Annotated in this window: 14 protein-coding genes; 10 read left to right on the top strand and 4 right to left on the bottom strand. The window is 66.9% G+C overall.

Features of this window, described 5'->3' with window-relative positions; translation table 11 throughout:
- Both MF4836_RS18080 and MF4836_RS18075 read left to right on the top strand, forming a co-directional pair.
- Nucleotides 1-1,824 carry a hypothetical protein gene (locus MF4836_RS18080; RefSeq protein WP_078471417.1) on the top strand — a complete coding sequence of 608 codons (1,824 nt, stop codon included), beginning with the start codon at nucleotides 1-3 and terminating at the stop codon, nucleotides 1,822-1,824.
- The gene (locus MF4836_RS18075; protein ID WP_078471416.1) at nucleotides 1,817-4,765 is read left to right on the top strand and encodes a bpX6 domain-containing protein; all 2,949 of its coding nucleotides are present in this window, start codon (nucleotides 1,817-1,819) and stop codon (nucleotides 4,763-4,765) included. Before MF4836_RS18080 ends, MF4836_RS18075 begins: the two co-directional genes overlap by 8 nt.
- A 23-nt stretch (nucleotides 4,766-4,788) precedes the next feature.
- Here MF4836_RS18075 and MF4836_RS18070 read toward each other — a convergent pair whose 3' ends face one another.
- The gene (locus MF4836_RS18070) at nucleotides 4,789-5,355 is read right to left on the bottom strand and encodes a GNAT family N-acetyltransferase (RefSeq protein WP_078471415.1); all 567 of its coding nucleotides are present in this window, start codon (nucleotides 5,353-5,355) and stop codon (nucleotides 4,789-4,791) included.
- 312 nt (nucleotides 5,356-5,667) lie between these two features.
- Here MF4836_RS18070 and MF4836_RS18060 point away from each other — a divergent pair, with 312 nt between their 5' ends.
- The 3 genes from MF4836_RS18060 (at nucleotide 5,668) to MF4836_RS18050 (ending at nucleotide 8,354) form a co-directional block, all read left to right on the top strand.
- Nucleotides 5,668-6,102: an HD domain-containing protein gene (locus tag MF4836_RS18060; RefSeq protein WP_078471413.1), complete on the top strand. Its 435-nt coding sequence runs from the start codon at nucleotides 5,668-5,670 to the stop codon at nucleotides 6,100-6,102.
- A 200-nt stretch (nucleotides 6,103-6,302) separates the two neighbouring features.
- Complete coding sequence (locus tag MF4836_RS18055; RefSeq protein ID WP_078471412.1) at nucleotides 6,303-6,842, top strand: CbrC family protein; 540 nt, start codon at nucleotides 6,303-6,305, stop codon at nucleotides 6,840-6,842.
- A 156-nt stretch (nucleotides 6,843-6,998) separates the two neighbouring features.
- Nucleotides 6,999-8,354, top strand: a complete 1,356-nt coding sequence (locus tag MF4836_RS18050) for an MATE family efflux transporter (protein WP_078471411.1) — start codon at nucleotides 6,999-7,001, stop codon at nucleotides 8,352-8,354.
- A gap of 55 nt (nucleotides 8,355-8,409) precedes the next feature.
- Here MF4836_RS18050 and MF4836_RS18045 read toward each other — a convergent pair whose 3' ends face one another.
- On the bottom strand, nucleotides 8,410-9,132 hold the full coding sequence (locus MF4836_RS18045) for a pirin family protein (protein WP_078471410.1): 723 nt from the start codon (nucleotides 9,130-9,132) through the stop codon (nucleotides 8,410-8,412).
- 249 nt (nucleotides 9,133-9,381) lie between these two features.
- On the opposite strand from MF4836_RS18045, the gene MF4836_RS18040 reads away from it, so the two are divergent.
- A complete protein-coding gene (locus tag MF4836_RS18040; protein ID WP_078471554.1) occupies nucleotides 9,382-10,332 on the top strand; it encodes a GlxA family transcriptional regulator in 951 nt (316 codons plus the stop codon).
- A 186-nt stretch (nucleotides 10,333-10,518) separates the two neighbouring features.
- A complete protein-coding gene (locus MF4836_RS18035) occupies nucleotides 10,519-12,024 on the top strand; it encodes an ATP-binding protein (RefSeq protein ID WP_078471409.1) in 1,506 nt (501 codons plus the stop codon).
- Here the strand turns inward: MF4836_RS18035 and MF4836_RS18030 are convergent.
- Nucleotides 11,989-14,811, bottom strand: coding sequence for an ATP-binding protein (locus tag MF4836_RS18030; protein ID WP_078471408.1), 2,823 nt, complete (start codon nucleotides 14,809-14,811; stop codon nucleotides 11,989-11,991). The genes MF4836_RS18035 and MF4836_RS18030 overlap by 36 nt on opposite strands.
- A gap of 350 nt (nucleotides 14,812-15,161) precedes the next feature.
- Here MF4836_RS18030 and MF4836_RS18025 point away from each other — a divergent pair, with 350 nt between their 5' ends.
- Complete coding sequence (locus MF4836_RS18025; RefSeq protein ID WP_078471407.1) at nucleotides 15,162-15,728, top strand: flavodoxin family protein; 567 nt, start codon at nucleotides 15,162-15,164, stop codon at nucleotides 15,726-15,728.
- 55 nt (nucleotides 15,729-15,783) lie between these two features.
- Nucleotides 15,784-16,608: an alpha/beta fold hydrolase gene (locus MF4836_RS18020; RefSeq protein WP_078471406.1), complete on the top strand. Its 825-nt coding sequence runs from the start codon at nucleotides 15,784-15,786 to the stop codon at nucleotides 16,606-16,608.
- 44 nt (nucleotides 16,609-16,652) lie between these two features.
- Here the strand turns inward: MF4836_RS18020 and MF4836_RS18015 are convergent, their stop codons facing one another.
- Complete coding sequence (locus tag MF4836_RS18015) at nucleotides 16,653-17,138, bottom strand: helix-turn-helix domain-containing protein (RefSeq protein ID WP_078471405.1); 486 nt, start codon at nucleotides 17,136-17,138, stop codon at nucleotides 16,653-16,655.
- 264 nt (nucleotides 17,139-17,402) lie between these two features.
- Here MF4836_RS18015 and MF4836_RS18010 point away from each other — a divergent pair, with 264 nt between their 5' ends.
- Nucleotides 17,403-17,747, top strand: coding sequence for a hypothetical protein (locus MF4836_RS18010; protein ID WP_153050241.1), 345 nt, complete (start codon nucleotides 17,403-17,405; stop codon nucleotides 17,745-17,747).
- The last annotated feature ends 20 nt before the right edge of the window (nucleotides 17,748-17,767 follow it).

The raw sequence follows: 17,767 nt of genomic DNA, 5'->3' as shown, positions 1-17,767 counted from the left end.
ATGCAATTACCTCAAGCGCTGGAACCCTGGAGCGAATGGCTAGGCTGGTTCGCTCCCGAACTGCTGCCCGGGTTCGCCGATTTGCTGGGACGGATCAACTCGGTGCTCGGGCCGTTGCGTGGTCGCCAGCAAAATGGTGTGCCCGAGCCCGACGGCCTGGGCGACTTGCAACGCCGAGGGCCCTACGAGCGGCTGTTGTCCAGCGAATGGCTGCTGGCGGAGGAAGTGCCCGATGAGTTTCTGCGGCGGGCCGCCGGTGGCGAGCATCTGTTTGTCGCCCCGCAGTACCGCGCGCATCAGGCCAATGCGCTGATTGTGGTGCTGTTTGATGCCGGTCCATTGCAACTGGGTGCCTCGCGCCTGGTGCATGTGGCACTGCTGATCCTCCTGGCGCGTCGGGCGCGGGAAGCCGGCGCGCAGTTTCGCTGGGGCATCCTGCAAGCCACGCCGCGCCTGTACGAGCTGGACTCGGTGGCGCAGATCAAGCGCCTGCTGGACCAGCGGGTGTTTGCCTGCGTCAGCGCCGCGCACTGGCAGGCCTGGAGGGAATGGCTGGGGCAGCAGGAGCTGGCGGCGGGCGAATGCTGGGCGGTGGGGCAACGCCTGCCAATCGACGCCAACGACCCGCTGTGCAGCCACCGGGTACAGGTGCAGCGGGACCTGGATGGCAGCGCCCTGAGTTTCGAGGTGCTGGGTTCCGGGCGTGCCCGGTTGCAGTTGCCAATGCCCGACAACGCAGCAGCCATGGGTTTGCTGCGGGGCGAATTCGACAGCGTGCAAGCCGCCCCGGTGCGTCATGACGAGGCCGCGCCACGGGTGGCCCTGACCCTGCCACCGGTGATCTCCAGTGCCGGCAACTATGTGGCCCTGGCGCTGCTGGGCCAGCCCGGCGCAGTGGTGATCAAGCTGCCCACCGAGCAGCAGAAGAAGAAAATCGAGATCCGTCGCCACCTCTGGGCGGCCGGTCGCAGCCCGCTGAGCATGGCCTTTCTCAGTCGCACCTTTGGCGCGGTGCTCAGCGATGAGCAGCAGTTGGTGTTCTGGAAAATGTCCGGGCTGGTGAATGTGCCACGGCCGGGTATCGAGCAGCTGAAGATCCCGCCGGGCACCGCCAGCCTGCTGCCCACCGCCTGGCTGCGCAGCCGCGACGCCGGGCGTCTGTACCTGCTCGATACCCAAGGCCATTTGGCGTTCTGGACCATGCGGGTCTACCCGCTGCGCGCCGATCAAGAGCTGGGCAAGACCCATTTCCTCGCCGACCGGGTGCTGGGCATGGCCAAGGTCGAGCACGAAACCCTGGTGTATGTCCGCAATGAGCGTGGCCAGTTGCAGGCCCACACCGCCGGGGTCAATGGCGGCGGGCTTGACCGCTTCGTGGTGGGCGCTGCCGAGGGCGTCAGCCAGGTGCTGATCGCCGCCGGTTTCGCCTGGCGCCACGGCTTCGGGGCCTGTGCCTTGCTGACGGTGAACAAGGGCAGTGAAAGCTGGCGCCTGCTGACCCCGGCCAGTTACCCGGCCCCGCACGAGCAGAGCAGCCTGGCCCCGGGCTGGCGTGGGCTGGGCCTGGTGCGCAAGGACGAGAGCTGTTCGATGCTGCTGATGGGCCCCGACCAGCAGACCTTTGCCCTGTACTTCGAGGGCCGCCAGGAGGTGCTGTTCAGCACCAGCCACCCGGTGGTCAAAAGCAGTTTCTGCCCGATCAGCGGGTTGCTCGCGGTACTGACCGGCGCCCGCGAGCTGCTGGTGTACTCGGTGCGCCAGCGCAAAATGCGCCTGCAGCTGTTCTGTAACCTGGCGCCCGAGAAGGATGCAGCCCATGCATGAGCCAGGCCTGGAGCCGATACGCCATCCGCTGTTGCGTGGCCGGCAGCGCATCGAAGGCCTGTGGTTCAGTGCCGAACGCTGCCCGGAACCCGAGCGTCGGCGCCTGATCCTCAGCCACTGGCAGGCCGGGGCGCGGCTCTACCGCTTTGCCCAGGGCGATCTGCTGCGCTTTGCCGCCCCCCAATCGGTGCTGTGCGAGGCATTGCTGGGCTGGCCCCTGATTCGTCACGGCCGGGCCCTGTGTTCGGCGCAGCTGGATGCCGGGGAAATCGCTCGGCTGCCGGCGGCCGACCTGTGGCTGGTGCGCGGCAGCCAGGTCCTGACCTTGCACCTTGGCGACGGGCAGTTGATCGAACCCGGGCGCTGGCTGGAGGTCGGTGACTACCCGCTGCTCGACACCTTCGATTGTGTGGTCGCGCTGCCGGCCCCGGTGTTGCAGCCCATCGCCGTGGAAGCCGACCTGCGGCAGGTGCTCGGGCCTGCGCTGGCGGCGCCGGACCCGGAGCGCGCCGCGGTGATGCAGGCGATGATCGAGCGCCAGCAGCAACAACAGCGCGAGGGGCGGCAGGCTCCCGCGAGCCCCGCGAACACCGGTGCCAGCCCTGGGGCGCGGACGGGCAGCGGTATCGGCGGCATCGGTGGGTTCTGGGAAAAACTGCTGCTGGCGGGCCTGGTCCTGGCGGGGCTGTTGGCGTGGCTCAAGCCCTGGATCCGCGATCGGGCCAGCAGCCTGCCGAGCGCGGCGAGTCCGGAGCCGCTGAAGTCGGCGGGCGATTTCGGCGGCTGGATCCTGGCCCTGGTGCTCAGTGCCATCCTGTTCACCGCCCTGCTCGCGCTGCTGGGCAAGCTGCTGCGGCGTAACAGCCAGGGCTGGGCGCCGTCGGCGCCGGCCAGTGCCGCCGCGCCGGCCGCCCCGGGCATCCGTCAGCGGGCCCAGGCCGGGCGCGCCAAACCGGCCCAGTGGCGGCGCTGGCTGAGCCGCCTGACCCTAGGCTCGCGCCTGCGGGATCTGTACGGCAAGCGCCAGGCGGCCTATCTGCGGCGCATGCTCGACATGTTCGAGCGCGGCGACTTGCAAGAAGCCCTGCGTCACGCGATCCCCCTGGGGGGCGAGCCCTCCGGCGAGCAGGCTTTCGGCACCCCCGAACGGCGCCAGGAACTCAAGCTCGGGGAGGCCCGTGGGGCGAGTCGGGCGATGTTGTTTCCCGATGACATGCAAGCCCATCTGCGGCAGCTGTATCGGCAAAGTTTTACCCGCCTGGATCGGGAAGGGCGGATCGAAGAGGCGGTGTTCGTGCTCGCCGAGCTGCTGCACGCCCGCCAGGAGGCCCTGGATTACCTGGAGCGCCACCAGCGCTTTACCCAGGCCGCCGAACTGGCCCTGGCCTGGGACATGTCGGCGCCACTGATCGTGCGCCTGCTGTGCCTGGCCGATGACTGGCCACGGGCATTGCAGGTGGCGCGCCGGGACGATGCCTTCAACGAAGCGGTGTTGATGCTTCAGGGCAAATGGCCGGAAATCGCCAACAAACTGCGCCTGGAATGGGCCGAGGCGCTGACCAGCAAGGGCCTGTGGTTGCAGGCGGTGGAGGTGATCTGGAACCTGCCGGATGAACGGGAGCGCGCAGCCCGCTGGTTGCTCGATGCCGAAGCCGCCGGTGGCGGGCTGGCGGCAGCGGCCCTGGTCAAGCGCGCGATCCTGCTGCCCGACACCCTGGAGACCTACCGCGGCTATGTGCAGCAACTGCGCGATGACCCGCAGCGCTGCGAGGAGCGCGCGGTGCTGGTCCGGGCGCTGTTGCAGCACCGCAGCCATGGCGGTTCCCTGGCCTGGCTGGCGGGGGCCATTGTGCATGCAGTGCTGGCCGACGTGGCGCAAGGCCTTGGCCCGTTGCTCGCCCATCAGGTGCAGTTGCTGGTCAAGTTGAGCAGCGACAAGCTGCTGCGCGTTGACCTGCCGACCCAACTGTTGCAGCGCTCCAAACCGACACCGCTGCACTCGGTCCTGTCGACCCTGGAATGGGTGGCCGGGGAGAGCGGCAGCCGGGTGATTTTCGATGCGGTGCTGCTGGACGATGAGCGCTACCTGCTGGCCTTGGGCGAAGCCGGGACGCTGGTGGTCGATCGCCACGGCGCGCCCCTGTTCAGTCTGGCGGCCCCGGCCTGGCACATTGTGCTGGGCCATAGCCGGCAGGTGGCCCTGGTGCTGGCCCGGCGCGATGCGGTGTGGCGCGTGAGCAAGCTGGACCTGGTGCAGCGTCGGGTGATCGACCTCGGGGTGCTGGTGATGGAGCATTTTTCCCGAAGTTTCGATGGCTGCGCCTGGACCATAGGCGCCGAGCGCCAGGTGCGGGTGGTGGATGTCGATCGCGGGTTCGAGACCTTGTGGCACGTCAGCGACCTGCCGGGCAGCCTGTTGGGGATCAACGGCGACGCCGAACACGAGTACCTGTTGCTGGATGCCGGGGAGCGCGGCAGCGAGCGCTGGCATTACCGGTTGCCGGGGCGACGCTTGCAGGGTCGCGATGATGTGCCGCCGCTGACCGAGGTCGGCCAGTTCCAGGTGCTGACGGCCTCCGGGGATGTGTTGCAGGGCTCGATCAAGGACGGCGACAGCGCCGAGTCGACCCTGGTGCTGGCCGTGGGCGGCAGTCGCAAGAGCTGGTACCTGCCGGGCCTAGGCGAAGACCTGTTTCATCCGCCCCAGGTGTTTGCCAGCCAGAAGTGGCTATTGATCGATTACCTGGTCGGCGAGCACGAGCAGCGCTGGCACTTTATCAGTCGCAGCGACGACCGCCTGGCGGCGACCCTGACCTGGCCGCAACAGAGCATCGCCCACCTGCGCATGGGTGATTCCCACTGGCTGCTGTTCGACCGCGAGGGGCGCCTGTGCCATATCGATGTCGACACCTGCGAAGTGCGCCACCTGAGCATCCATTGAGCCGCGCCCCTGGTTCCAGGGGCTTACAGGTCCAGGCTGTGGATCACCTGGGTGGCGTCGTCCGGGTCGGTCCTGTGGCTGAAGCCCAGGGCGCTGGTCAGCTCGCGGATGCTGCGGTTGGCGGCGCTGTCCACCGAGTACAGGTGTTTGAAACCATTGCTGCGGGCTTCGTCGATCAGGTGCTGCAACAACAGCGCGCCGAGGCCGCGTTGTTGCCAGTCATCGGCCACGGTCACCGCGATCTCGCAGACATCCGCGCCATCCCCGGCCTGGGCATAACGGCTGATGCCGATCTCCCGCAGGCTGCCGTTGTCGTGGACCAGCGCGACAAAGGCCACTCGCTCCCGGGTGCCGACATCCATCAACTGGTCCAGCAGGCGGCCGTCGACTTCCTTCACTTCACCCAGAAAGCGCTGATGCCGGGTCAGCGGCGAGAGGTTTTCGATAAAGGCTTTTTCACGCTCGCGGTCCTGGGCGCGCAACGGACGGATCAGCACCGGGCTGCCGTCGTTCAGGCGATCGATCCAGTGCTGGCCCTGTTGGGCCGGAAATGACAGCGGGGCAGGGCGCAGGCTTGAGGTGCTGGGCATGGTCGAGTCTCTGAAAAGTGAAAGGGTTGCTGATCATTTACGCCTGTGGCGCGGGCGGCACTTGATCAGGGTCAAGCCTTGCGTGGGCGGCTCGACGGATCCGATCACCGGTAGGGCGGGCAGGCAATTTATGTCGCAGGTGGAACTGCGGGCGCCAAAGGCGATCTGTTGCTGGCCCTGGCACGCAATTGATGGCGGCAGACGGCTCGGGGCGCTTAAGATCGAGCACCGCGGATCACAGGAGGTATCCATGAACAACACCGGCACAGTACTCACCCACGGCCATCGGCCCCGCGCAGCAAGGGTCAGCCCATGAGCACCCTGGAGCGAGCCATCGCCATTGCCGCCCAGGCCCACGAGGGCCAGTTCGACAAGGGCGGTTCGCCCTATATCCTGCATCCGCTCAAGGTCATGATGCGTGTCTCGACGCTTGAGGAACGCATGGCCGCGGTGTTGCACGACGTGGTGGAAGACACCCCGGTGACCCTCGACGAATTGCGCGAACAGGGCTTCAGTCAGGCGGTGCTGGCAGCCATTGACGCCCTGACCAAGCGCGAGGGCGAAGACTACCCGCTGTTCGTCGAACGTGCCGGCCGCGACCCCATCGCACGGGTGGTAAAACTGGCGGACCTGGCCGAAAACAGCGACCTGGCGCGCCTGCACAACCCCACCGAAAAAGACTTCCAGCGCCTGGAAAAATACCGCAACGCCATCGCCTACCTCACCGACCTCCACCCACCCTTGTAGCCGCTGCCACAGGCTGCGCTGGTCCTCTGGAACACCGCACCTGCACCTGACCCGACACGGCGCCCATGCCGGTCAGCGCAGCCTCGTGCCTGCGCGGTAGCTACAACGCGGTGAGCGGTACAGGACAAGATGGCGAGTGACTCTTGCGTCGACTGATGGCAGGCTTCAGGGCGAAATCGCCTGAGCCAGGAGCTGTCCAGATGAATCTGCCCCATTTCAATTACCACCCCGACCCGGTCGCCAGCGGTTCCGTCGAGCCGTCCGAGGCCAGCTGCATCTGTTGTGAGCGGCCCCGAGGCTTGATCTACGTGGGCCCGGTGTACGCGGTGGAAGAGTATGAAGAGAGCTTCTGCCCTTGGTGCATTGCCGATGGCAGCGCCCATGAAAAATTCGCCGTGACCTTTACCGACGAAGACAGCATCGGCCCCGACGACGATGACCTCGACGAACAGGTCCGGGACGAAATCAGCCAGCGCACCCCCGGCTTCAATGGCTGGCAGCAGGAGCAGTGGCTGACCCATTGCGGCGACGGTGCGCAGTTTCTGGGCAAGGCCGGTCACGCCGAACTGCTGGAACTGGGGGCCGAAGCGATCCTCGCGGTGCAGGATTCCACCGGCCTGCCCAACGGCCCGCAATGGGAAGGTTTTTTCAATGCCCTGGATAAACACCAGGGCCCGACGGCCTACCTGTTCCGCTGTCGCACTTGCCAGGCACTGGCGGCGTATCAGGATAACCACTGAGGGCTGCGCCAGGCGCCGCGTCTGCCTGGCTTGAGTCGAGCCGTGGCCCGTCCCCCTGGACGTGCCGCTGCCGGCTGTTTCGTCCCGCCCCTTGACCGCCCATGACGTAGAATCTTCCTGCCTGCCCCTCATTTGCCGCCGAGACCTGCCCCCTCCATGCAAACCCCCACACAACGCCCGCTATGGAAGATCTACCTGGCGTTTCTCGCGCCGATGGTGCTGTCCAACTTCCTGCAATCGATGTCGGGCACCCTGAACAGCATTTACATCGGCCAGATGCTCGGCACCCAGGCCTTGGCGGCGGTCTCGGGGATGTTCCCCATCGTGTTTTTCTTTATCGCCCTGGTGATCGGCCTTGGCGCCGGGGCCGGCGTGCTGATCGGCCAGGCCTGGGGCGCGCGGGAGCCGGGCACGGTCAAGGCGATTGCCGGTGCGACCCTGTTGCTGGGGGCGATCATCGGCTTGCTGGCGGCGGTGGTGGGCAGCCTGTTTGCCCGGGAAGCCTTGCAGGGCTTGGGCACCCCGGCGGATGTGCTGGAGGACGCGGTGTCCTATGCCCGGGTGATGATGCTGACCATGCCGCTGCTGCTGGTATTTGTGCTGTTCACCCAACTGCTGCGCGGGGTCAGTGACACGCTGTCGCCGCTGCTGGCCCTGGTGGTGTCGACCTGCGTCGGCCTGCTCCTGACCCCGGCGCTGATTCGCGGCTGGCTGGGGCTGCCGAGCATGGGCATCCAGAGTGCGGCGTTGGCCGGCCTGGCGGGCAATATCGCGGCCATGGCGGTCCTGGCCTGGCGCCTGAACCGCAAGCGGCATGTGCTGGCGCTGGACCGTGGGCTGTTCGCGGCCATGCGCCTGGACCTGAACATCCTCGGCAAGGTGCTGCGCATCGGCCTGCCGACCGGCTTGCAGATGGTGGTGATCTCGCTGTCGGAGCTGGTGATCCTGGCCCTGGTCAACCAGCACGGCTCCCAGGCCACGGCGGCCTATGGTGCGGTGACGCAGATCGTCAACTACGTGCAGTTCCCGGCGCTGTCGATTGCCATTACCGCCTCGATCCTCGGCGCCCAGGCGATTGGTGCCGGGCGCCTGGAACGTATCGGGCCGATCCTGCGCACCGGGTTGCTGATCAACGTCTGGCTGACCGGCGGCCTGGTGCTCCTGGGTTACTTGTTGTCCCACTGGCTGCTTGGGCTGTTCATCACCGACCCGGCAACCCAGGCTCAGGCCCAGCACCTGTTGCACATCATGCTCTGGAGCATGCTGGTGTTCGGCTTCCAGGCGGTGGTGGGCGGCATCATGCGCGCCAGCGGCACGGTGCTGATGCCGGTGACGATTTCGATTTTCTGCATTCTGGCGATCGAGGTGCCGGCGGCCTATCTGTTCAGCGCGCACTTCGGCCTTGAGGGGGTGTGGATGGCTTTCCCGGTGACCTATCTGTGCATGCTGGCGTTGCAGAGCGCCTACTACAAACGGGTCTGGCAGCATCAGAAGATCCAGCGCCTGATCTGATCCACGCCACAACGCAACCCGGCAGGGGACGTCGCCCGTGCCGGGTTGCTGTGGGTCATGGCAATTGCGGCAGGTCCTGAGGTCGCAGGTCGAATACCAGGACTTCGGCATCCTCGCCCTGGTCGAGGTGGATTTCCCGCTCATTGCGCAACCGCGCGCCGTCGCCTTCCTGCAACCGCTGGCCATTGACCGTCAGACTGCCGCGCGCCACGTGGATGTAGGCGTAGCGCTCGGCGTCCAGGGTCAGGCTGGCGGCTTCGGCGCCGTCGAACAGACCGGCGTAGACCCGCGCGTCCTGGCGCACATGCAGCGAACCCTCGGCCCCGTCCGGGGAGATGATCAGCTGCAAGCGTCCGCGTTTTTGCTGCGCGCTGAAGTGCTCCTGCTGATAACGCGGTTCGGCGCCGCTGACCTGGGGCACGATCCAGATCTGCAGGAAGTGCACCGGCCGGGTCGAGCTGTGGTTGAACTCGCTGTGGGCCACGCCGCTGCCGGCACTCATCAATTGCACATCGCCGGGACGGATCACCGAACCGGTGCCCAGGGTGTCCTTGTGTTCCAGGGCGCCTTCGAGCACATAGGAGAAAATCTCCATGTCGCGGTGCGGGTGCTGGCCGAAACCCTTGCCGGCGGCGACCCGGTCGTCATTGATCACCAGCAGGTCGGAAAAACCCTGTTCCTTTGGGTTCCAGTAGTTGGCGAAGGAAAACGTGTGGAACGACTTCAACCAGCCATGGTTGGCGGCGCCGCGGTCCGAGGCTTTGCGAAGGGTAAGCATAAGGTCTTCTCCTGAAGGGGAGCGGGGCTGCGAGATGCAGGGCTCCGGCGTTGAGAAGAAGGTTAATGGTTACCGGTCGGCTCAAAAAGCGCCTGAAAGTTGAATGACTGTCGCTTTTGGGTTGACAGTGGGTGAGCGGTATTTACCCCCGAGTTGCGGAATATTCCACCCGGGGCGAGACCTTCGCCATAATGCGCGGGCCTGATTCCAGGCCTGCAAGCTTTGCCTCCGACGAGTGCCTTCTTTGTGATCAAAACCGTGGCTATGGTGCTGTTTCCGGACTTCCTCCTGCTCGATATGGCCGGGCCCCTGGAGGTGTTTTCCATCGCCAACCGTTACCTGCCCGACGCCGACCATTACCGGATTTCGACCATCGGCACCGAGCGGACGGCGCTGCGCGCCTCGAACGGGGTGCTGGTGCATGCCGACCACCCTCTGGAGCAGTCTCTGGACAGCTATGACCTGCTGCTGGTGCCGGGCGGGCCGGGGGCCTACAACCAGCAGCACCAGCCGTTGCTGGCCTGGCTCGAATCGGCGCCGCAGCGTGCCCGGCGCTACGGTTCGATCTGTACCGGGGCCTTTATCCTGGGGCATGCCGGGTTGCTCGACGGCCACCGCGTGACCACCCACTGGCACTACACCGAACGCCTGGGCAAAAGCTTCCCCAAGGCCCTGGTCGAGACCGATCACATTTACCTCCAGGACCGTCGGCTGATCACCTCCGGCGGGGTCACGGCGGGCATCGACCTGGCGCTGTCCATCGTCGCCCAGGACCATGGCAAGAAAGTCGCCCTGGAAGTGGCCAAAGTGTTGCTGGTGGTGATGAAACGCCAGGGCAGCCAGGCCCAGTTCAGCCCGCTGGTGGCGGCCGTAGCGCCCCAGGACTCGCCGATTACCCGGGTGCAGAACCATGTCCTGGAGCACCTGGAAGAAGCCTTCAGCATCGAGCGCATGGCCAGCCTGGCGGCCATGAGCGCGCGGCATTTTGCCCGGGTCTTTGCCCGCGAGGTGCAGATGACGCCCATGGAGTTTTTGCAGAGCGCGCGCATCGACCGCGCCCGCAGCCTGCTGGAAAGCAGCGACCTGCCGCTGAAGACGGTGGCCTTTCGCAGTGGCTTTGGCAGCGTGCGGCACATGCGCTTTCTGTTCGGTGAAAAACTCGGCCTGACCCCGACCCAGTACCGCCAGCAGTTCAGTTGAGGGGCGGATGGCCGTGCAGGGCACCGTGATGTCCGTGCCGCTCCCCGTGCCAGCATTGCCCTGCCATGTGTGCCTGCCAAGATAGCGTCGAGCCCTCTGGAAAAGGATGCGCAGAGCTTGGCCTGGCCCGTCCGCCGATTGAGGACGCAGTGCCTGGCCAGGTCATTTCGCGCCACAGTGCATGACATGAACCGCCTTGAACCCCATGACCCCGACGCGGTGCTGCGTTTCGGGCCTTTCACCCTGCAGCGCCAGCAACGCCTGGTCAGTGAAGCGGGGCGGCCGCTGCCGTTGGGCGGACGGGCCCTGGAACTTCTCCTGGTGCTGGTGGAGTGCGCCGGCCAGTTCGTCAGCAAGGACACCTTGATCGCCCGGGTCTGGCCGCACAGCGTGGTCGAGGAGATCAACCTGCGGGTGCACATCGCCGCGTTGCGCCGGGCCCTGGCCGATGGCCGCGACGGCCAGCACTACATCGTCAACCTGCCGCAGCGCGGCTACTGTTTTGTGGCCCCGGTGTATGGCCGCGCCCCGGGCGAAAGCCTGGCCAGCGACCCGACGCCTTCGGGCCCACGGCACAACCTGCCGGCGCGGCTGAGCCCGGTGATCGGTCGTGAGGAACTGCTGGGCAGCCTGCTGCGGCGGCTGTCGGGGCAGCGCCTGGTGACGCTGGTCGGCCCGGCCGGGGTCGGCAAGAGCACCCTGGCCCTGCGCCTGGCCGAATTGCGTTTGCCACGCTGTCGCGATGGCGCCTGGCGGGTCGACCTGGGAGCGCTGCGCGAACCGGCGGCGCTGATCAAACACCTGGCGCACGGCCTGGGGCTGAGCCTGGAACCCGAAGGTTCGCTGAGCGATCTGTGCCGGCAACTGGCCCCGCGGCAGATGCTGTTGGTGCTGGACGGCTGCGAGCACCTGCTGGCGCCGTGCCGGGCCCTGGTGCTGGCGCTGTTGCAGGCGGCGCCCCAGGTGTCACTGCTGCTGAGCAGCCGCGAGCCGCTGCGGATAGCCGCCGAGTGGGCACAGGCGGTGCCGGTGCTGGCGCTGCCACCGCTGTCGGCGCTGCGCAGCGTGAACCAGGCACTGGCCTATCCGGCGGTGCAGCTGTTTGTCAGTCGGGCCCGTGCCGGGCAGCAGGGCTTTTGCCTGCGCGAGCAGGACCTGCTGGCCCTGCGCGATATCTGCCGGCGTCTGGATGGCCTGCCCCTGGCCCTGGAATTGGCGGCGGCCCAGGTCGCGGCGCTGGGCATCCAGGGCTTGCAGGCCCAGCTGGAGAACGGCTTGCAGGTGTTGGGCAAGGGCCGGCGCACGGCCGTGGAGCGGCATCAGACCCTGAAGGCCGCCCTGGACTGGAGTTATGAACGCCTGAGCCTGCCCGAGCAGTGGCTGTTCCAGCACCTGGCGTTGTTTCCCGGCGGCTTCAGCCCGGCAGCGGTCAGGCGCAGCGTGGTCGGCAGCGCCCTGGAGCACGCCGACCTGAGTCACCTGTTGAGCCGCCTGGCGGCCAAGTCCCTGCTGAGCCTGGAACCGCGACCGGGTGCCCTGCGCTATCGGTTGCTCAACACCACCCGCGCCTACACCCGCGACAAACTCGATGACCCGTTGCAGTTGCAGCATTTGCAGCAGCGTTATGCCCATTACATCGGCTGCCCGAGTTGGGTCTCAGGCCGCGAGCTGGCGTTGCAGGTCGTCGAGTAGGAGCCGCACCTGCATCAGGTCGGGGGTGGCGAAACCTTCAGTGAAGCGCGCGTAGATCGGCTCCAGCACATCCCGTGCCTGCTGGTAGCGACCCTGCTGCTGCCACAGCCGCGCCAGTGAGGTGGCGCTGCGCAGCTCCCAGGCCAGGGCGCCCTGGCGCCGAGCCACGGCCAGCGCCTCGAGCAATACCCCTTCGGCGCTGCGGGTCTGTTGCGGGCAATCCTGGCTCAGCAGGTTGTCGGCCCGTACCCGCAGAATCTCCGGTGCGCTCCAGCCGGCGGCACCGCTGTTGGCGCGTTGCAGCAGGGCGTCGTCCACCACCTCGGGGCGCAGGGTCAGCATGATGTCGCGGATCAGCCCGTCGCCCTCGGCAGTTTCGGGGTCGGCGCCGCCGGGGGTTGCTTCCAGCACCTGGGCATAGTGCCGGCCCCAGGTGTGGAACAGCCGCACCGAGTGTTTCTGCGCCTGTTGCAGCAGCAGTTCGAGCAAGGCCCGGGCCGTCGGCGCGTCGCCGTTGTAATGGGCGATGACGCAGCCGGACAGGGCCAGGGTGTAGCAGATCGAGGTGCCATGGTTGATCTGCAACGCCAGTTCCAGCGCCTGGCTGGCGGTGCGCCAGGCCTGCTCCGGAAAACCTTGCAGCCACAGGATCCGCGCGAGGATGGTCAGGGACGCCACGCTCTGGTCGTACTGCACGCCAAAACCGTGGGTAAAGCGATTGAGGTGGCCACTCTGGGCCATGCGCTGGATCACCTGTTCGGCGTTGTGCCGGGCCAGCACCTGGTCCCCGACAAAATGCTGCGCCAGCACCTGCAAGCGCTGGGCGCTGAGGGCCAGAACCGGTTCCTCGTGGGGCCCCAGGCGCTCGAAGTGCCGGCTCTGCTCCTGGGCCTGCCGGTAGTTGCCGCAGCACAGGTTGACCGCCATCAGCCCCGAGACGGCCTTGAGCTGGCCGAGCAGGTCGGCGCAGTGTTCGGCCAATTCCCGGGCACTGACAAAGGCCTGAAGGGTGTGCGCGGTGGCGCCGCGGGTGTGGTACGAAAAACTGCCCATGGCCAGCTGCAGGCTGATGTTCAGGCGCGGGCAGGGCGTGGCGAACTGCTCCAGCAGGGCCAGGGCCTTGCTCACGAACAGCCCGTGCTCCTTGAGCAGCGACAGTTCCTGCCACAGCGGCATGGCACTGGCGGTCAGGCGGATGGCCAGGATCTGCGGGCCGTGGGGGCCAAGGCCCCAATCGAGCGCGGCGCGGATGTCTTCGCGGTGCGGTGCATAGCGGCTGATCCACTGTGCGCTGGGGAGCAGCTCCCAGTCATGTTCGGCCTGTTTCATCAGGGCCAGGCAGCGTGCGGCGTGGCGTTCGCGGGTGGCGAACAACTCGGCGGCAGCGGCGAGTTTCTCCCGGGCGTAGCTGCGGGTGGTGTCCAGCAGGCGGTACGCCACCTCGTCGTCGCCGGCTTCCACATTCAGCAACGACTTGGCCACCAACTGCGTCACCGAACCCAGCACCTCGCCGGGGGCGATGTGTTCGCCGCCAATCACCGCCGCCGCCGACTCCAGGGTAAAGCTGCCGCGAAACAGCGCCAGGCGCCGCAGGCAGATCTGTTCGCAGGGGGTGAGCAGGGCGAAGCTCCAGTCCAGGGTGGCGCGCAAGGTCTGCTGGCGCGGCAGACTGCAGTCGCGGCCACGGGTCAGCAGGCGAAAGCGCCCCTGCAACTGGGTCAGGAGCCCGGGCAGGCCAAAGCGGGCGATTTGCGCCGCCGCCAGTTCCAGGGCCAGGGGAATGCCGTCCAGACGACGGCAGACCTCGATGGCCAGAGGCAGCTCGGCGTCGCTCAGTTCGAAGGTTTCCTGGTTCGACAGCGCCCGTTCCAGCAGCAATTGCAGGGCCGGGTAGCCGAGGGCCCGGGCGCGGTCCGGGGGGTCGGTCGCCGGTGGGCAGGCCAGGGAATCCAGACGCTGCACAGACTCGCCCTCGGCCCGCAGGCTTTCGCGGCTGGTGGTCAGGATGTGCAATTGCGGGGCGCTGCGCAGCAGGGTCTCGCTGATCAGGGCGATGGCATCGAGCAGGTGCTCGCAATTGTCGATCACCAGCAGCATCTGCCGCTCGCGCAACTGCTCGGCAATGCCTCCCAGCGGGTCCTGGTCACGGGGGGTGAGGTCGAGCAGGGCCGCGAGGTTGGGCACGATCAGCGCCGGGTCGTTGAGCGGCGCCAGGTCCAGCAGGCGGATGCCGTCGCGGTAATGGCCGATCAGCAACTCGGCGACGCGCAGGGCGACGGTGGTCTTGCCGATGCCGCCGGCGCCGGTCAGGGTGATAAAACGCTGTTGCGGCAGCTGTTGCACCAGGCTGTCGATCAAGGCCTGGCGCCCGATCATCCGCGTGCGTCGCAGCGGCAGGTTGTGGCCGAGGCTGGCATGGGGCAGGGGGGCGCTGTGGCAGGGCGCCGGTTCGATGCTCAGGGGGGCGACAAAACTGTAGCCGCGCTGAGCCACGGTGACGATGTAGCGCTGGCCGGCCTGGCCATCGCCCAGGGCCTTGCGCAAGGCCGCCATGTGCACCCGCAGGTTGCCGTCCTCGACGACGCTTTTGGGCCAGACACGGGCGATCAGTTCCTGTTTGCTCACCACATTGCCCGCGTGTTCCAGCAGGATCAGCAGGATATCGACCGCCCGCTTGCCCAGGCGCAGCGGACGCCCGGATTCCAGCACCAGGCGCTGTTGCGGGTGGATGCGATAGGGGCCGAAATGCACGGCCTGGTCGCTGGCAAGGGGCTTGTACTGACTCATGGGGCGGTCTCTTTTTCGGCTCGCGAAGCCCACGGCCACACCCGACCCAGGCGGGCAGTGCGCTGACTGGCGATGAACCTGAGCATATTCCTCAGGTTTTACCCGCTGCGCAACGAGGACCGCGCCCGCTGCACGCCGGCGATTTTCCTCCAGGGCGCGTCGCAGAGCGGTTGCGCGCCGGATTTACGGGGCATTGCCGATCGTCTGCTGGCGGCGCAGGGGCCAGAAAATTAACAACGTTTAACTCGTACTGACGCGGGCCCAAGCCCAACCATTGGCGGATTAGAGGCCGTGCCACGGAGTCGCCCGGGCGCCCGGAACCGGCAGGGCCAGCCATCGAGGATGCCAGGATGAGCAGGGTGGCGATTGTCTATCACAGCGCGTACGGCCGGACCCGCAGCCTGGCCGAAGCGGTGTTGGCCGGTGTCGAGAGCCAGCCCGGGAGCCATGGCTGCCTGATCGCGGTGGAGCAGGTGCAGGAGCACTGGGACGAGCTGCACCGCGCCGACGCGATTATCTTCGGCGCGCCCACCTGCATGGGCAGCCTGTCGGCGCCGTTTCGCGGGTTTATGGACGCCACCGCCGCCTTCTATCTGGCCCAGCCCTGGCGCGACAAGCTGGCGGCCGGGTTCACCCATGCCGACAGCCTCAGCGGCGACACCCTCAACAGCCTGCTGCAACTGGCGGTGTTTGCCTCTCAGCACGGGATGATCTGGGTCGGCCTGGGCCTGCTGCCTGGCACCGGCGGCGAAGGCTCGTCCCTGAACCGACTAGGCTGTTCCCTGGGTGCCATGGCCCAGTCGTTGCCCGAACACTCGCCCCAGGCGGCGCTGGCGCTGGCCGACCGACGCACCGCGGCCTGTCTCGGCCAACGCGTGGCGCAGATTGCCGTGCGCCTGCGGCCTGATCCCGATTGACCCGGCGCTCGGCGCCGATTGTTGTTCGTCCGACCCACCCACGAGGAATCCCACCATGAGCACCTTTACCACCCGCGATGGCAGCGAGATCTACTACAAGGATTGGGGCAGCGGCCAGCCCGTGGTCTTCAGCCACGGCTGGCCCCTGAACGCCGACAGCTGGGAGGCGCAGATGTTGTTCCTGGCGTCCCGAGGCTACCGGGTGATCGCCCACGACCGCCGGGGCCACGGTCGCTCCAGCCAACCGTGGGACGGCAACGACATGGACACCTATGCTGACGATCTGGCGCAACTGATCGAACTGCTGGACCTGCAGGACGCCGTGCTGCTGGGCTTCTCCACCGGCGGTGGCGAGGTGGCGCGTTACATCGGTCGTCACGGTACGGCGCGGGTGGCCAAGGCCGGGCTGATTTCTTCGGTGCCGCCGCTGATGCTCAAGACCGAGGCCAACCCCAAGGGCGTGCCGCGCGAGGTCTTCGACGGCTTGCGCCAGGGTTCGCTGGCGGACCGTTCGCAGCTCTACCGTGACCTCGCCAGCGGGCCGTTTTTCGGTTTCAACCGGCCGGGGGCCGAGGTGTCCCAGGGCCGCATCGACTGGTTCTGGATGCAGGGCATGCTCGCCGGGCATAAAAATGCCTATGACTGCATCCAGGCGTTTTCCGAGACCGACTTCACCGAAGACTTGCTCAAGTTCGATATCCCGACCCTGGTGGTGCACGGTGACGACGACCAGATCGTGCCCATCGAAACCGCCGGTATCGCCTCGGCGCGCCTGGTCAAGGGCGCCCAGCTGCTGGTGTACCCGGGCGCGCCCCATGGCCTGACCGACACGCACAAGGAGCGTTTGAACGCCGATTTGCTGGCGTTTATCCAGGGCTGAAGGTAGCCGGCGCGGGCAAGGCCCGCGTCGGCCGGATTACCGGCTCAGGTAGGTGCTGCCGAAGCGCGCCCGCAAGCCATAGTTGAAGAGCCCTCGCTGAAACCTGGCAGGGCGTTGCGCGTCGCGGCGAGCCGCAGTTGGTGGCTGCGCCAGGTCATGGGGTTGACCCCTTCGCTGCGAGTGAACATATGGCAGAAGTGGGCCTGATCGCAGAAGCCGCATTCCTGGCTGATCTGGGTCAGGTTGAGGGTGGAGCGGGTGATCAGTTCCTTGGCCCGGGCGATGCGCTGCTGGCGGATCCATTCCTGGGGCGAAAGGCCGGTGCTGCATTTGAAGGCGCGGGAGAAATGGCTGCGTGACAGCGCGCAGGCGCGGGCCAGCTCGCTCACTTCCAGGCTTTGCGCCAGGTTGGCCAGGATCAGTTGCTTGATCAGGCGCTCGCGCCGCGCGCACAGGCCTCCGGTGGCGGGCCTTGGGCTGTTCGGCTGGCCATTGTCGAAGCACAAGGCAGGTTGCTCAAGTCGGGCCATGACAAGTATCCGTGGTCGATGGGAACGCACATGCCGGGTCGGTCGCCTTGCTCGAAAACACGTTCCCGGTGCGGTGGAAAAAAAACCGGGGTAGACCTGGGTATTTTTCGCCCCGGGGCGCGGGCTGACGAGTTAAACGTTGTTAATTTCAGCGTTGGCGCGGGCTATCCGTTACTGGCCATGGTGGCTATCGAGAGCAGTGATTTCTGCGGCGCCGGGAGGCTGCCCACAATGGCGCCATTCACTGTCCCGGAGCTTCTCGCCATGTCTCGCCACCCTTTATCCCTGCGTTGCGCTGCAATCACTGGCGCCCTCCTGATGCTAGCCGTGCTGGCGGGCTGCGCCAGTTCCCGGCCGGCGTTACTGATGGATAACAGCCAGGCCCGGCAGATTGAATGCCACGGTGTGTTCGGCAGCTGGGCCGGGTGCCGCAGCGAGGCCGTGGCGGTGTGTGGTGGCGGGGCGTATCAGGTGCTGAGCCGCAATCGCGAGGAGGGCGCCTCGGAGGCGCAAGTCGATGCGTACAACGCCGAGGTCGCCTTCCAGGAGCGCAGCATGCTGGTGCGCTGCGGTGTCGAGGGGCCGCTGCGGGTCGCGCTCAACGGATGACGGCGGGCACAACACAGCAC

Origin of the sequence: Pseudomonas sp. MF4836 (assembly GCF_002018875.1) — a bacterium.
GTDB lineage: Bacteria > Pseudomonadota > Gammaproteobacteria > Pseudomonadales > Pseudomonadaceae > Aquipseudomonas.
This window is presented reverse-complemented; position numbering and strand designations above follow the sequence as displayed.

Bases quoted from the DNA above. Each gene is read 5' to 3' on its own strand.
- MF4836_RS18080 (WP_078471417.1), top strand. From the start codon at position 1: ATGCAATTACCTCAAGCGCTGGAACCCTGGAGCGAATGGCTAGGCTGG.
- MF4836_RS18075 (WP_078471416.1), top strand. From the start codon at position 1,817: ATGCATGAGCCAGGCCTGGAGCCGATACGCCATCCGCTGTTGCGTGGC.
- MF4836_RS18070 (WP_078471415.1), bottom strand. From the start codon at position 5,355: ATGCCCAGCACCTCAAGCCTGCGCCCTGCCCCGCTGTCATTTCCGGCC.
- MF4836_RS18060 (WP_078471413.1), top strand. From the start codon at position 5,668: ATGAGCACCCTGGAGCGAGCCATCGCCATTGCCGCCCAGGCCCACGAG.
- MF4836_RS18055 (WP_078471412.1), top strand. From the start codon at position 6,303: ATGAATCTGCCCCATTTCAATTACCACCCCGACCCGGTCGCCAGCGGT.
- MF4836_RS18050 (WP_078471411.1), top strand. From the start codon at position 6,999: ATGCAAACCCCCACACAACGCCCGCTATGGAAGATCTACCTGGCGTTT.
- MF4836_RS18045 (WP_078471410.1), bottom strand. From the start codon at position 9,132: ATGCTTACCCTTCGCAAAGCCTCGGACCGCGGCGCCGCCAACCATGGC.
- MF4836_RS18035 (WP_078471409.1), top strand. From the start codon at position 10,519: ATGAACCGCCTTGAACCCCATGACCCCGACGCGGTGCTGCGTTTCGGG.
- MF4836_RS18030 (WP_078471408.1), bottom strand. From the start codon at position 14,811: ATGAGTCAGTACAAGCCCCTTGCCAGCGACCAGGCCGTGCATTTCGGC.
- MF4836_RS18025 (WP_078471407.1), top strand. From the start codon at position 15,162: ATGAGCAGGGTGGCGATTGTCTATCACAGCGCGTACGGCCGGACCCGC.
- MF4836_RS18020 (WP_078471406.1), top strand. From the start codon at position 15,784: ATGAGCACCTTTACCACCCGCGATGGCAGCGAGATCTACTACAAGGAT.
- MF4836_RS18015 (WP_078471405.1), bottom strand. From the start codon at position 17,138: ATGGCCCGACTTGAGCAACCTGCCTTGTGCTTCGACAATGGCCAGCCG.
- MF4836_RS18010 (WP_153050241.1), top strand. From the start codon at position 17,403: ATGTCTCGCCACCCTTTATCCCTGCGTTGCGCTGCAATCACTGGCGCC.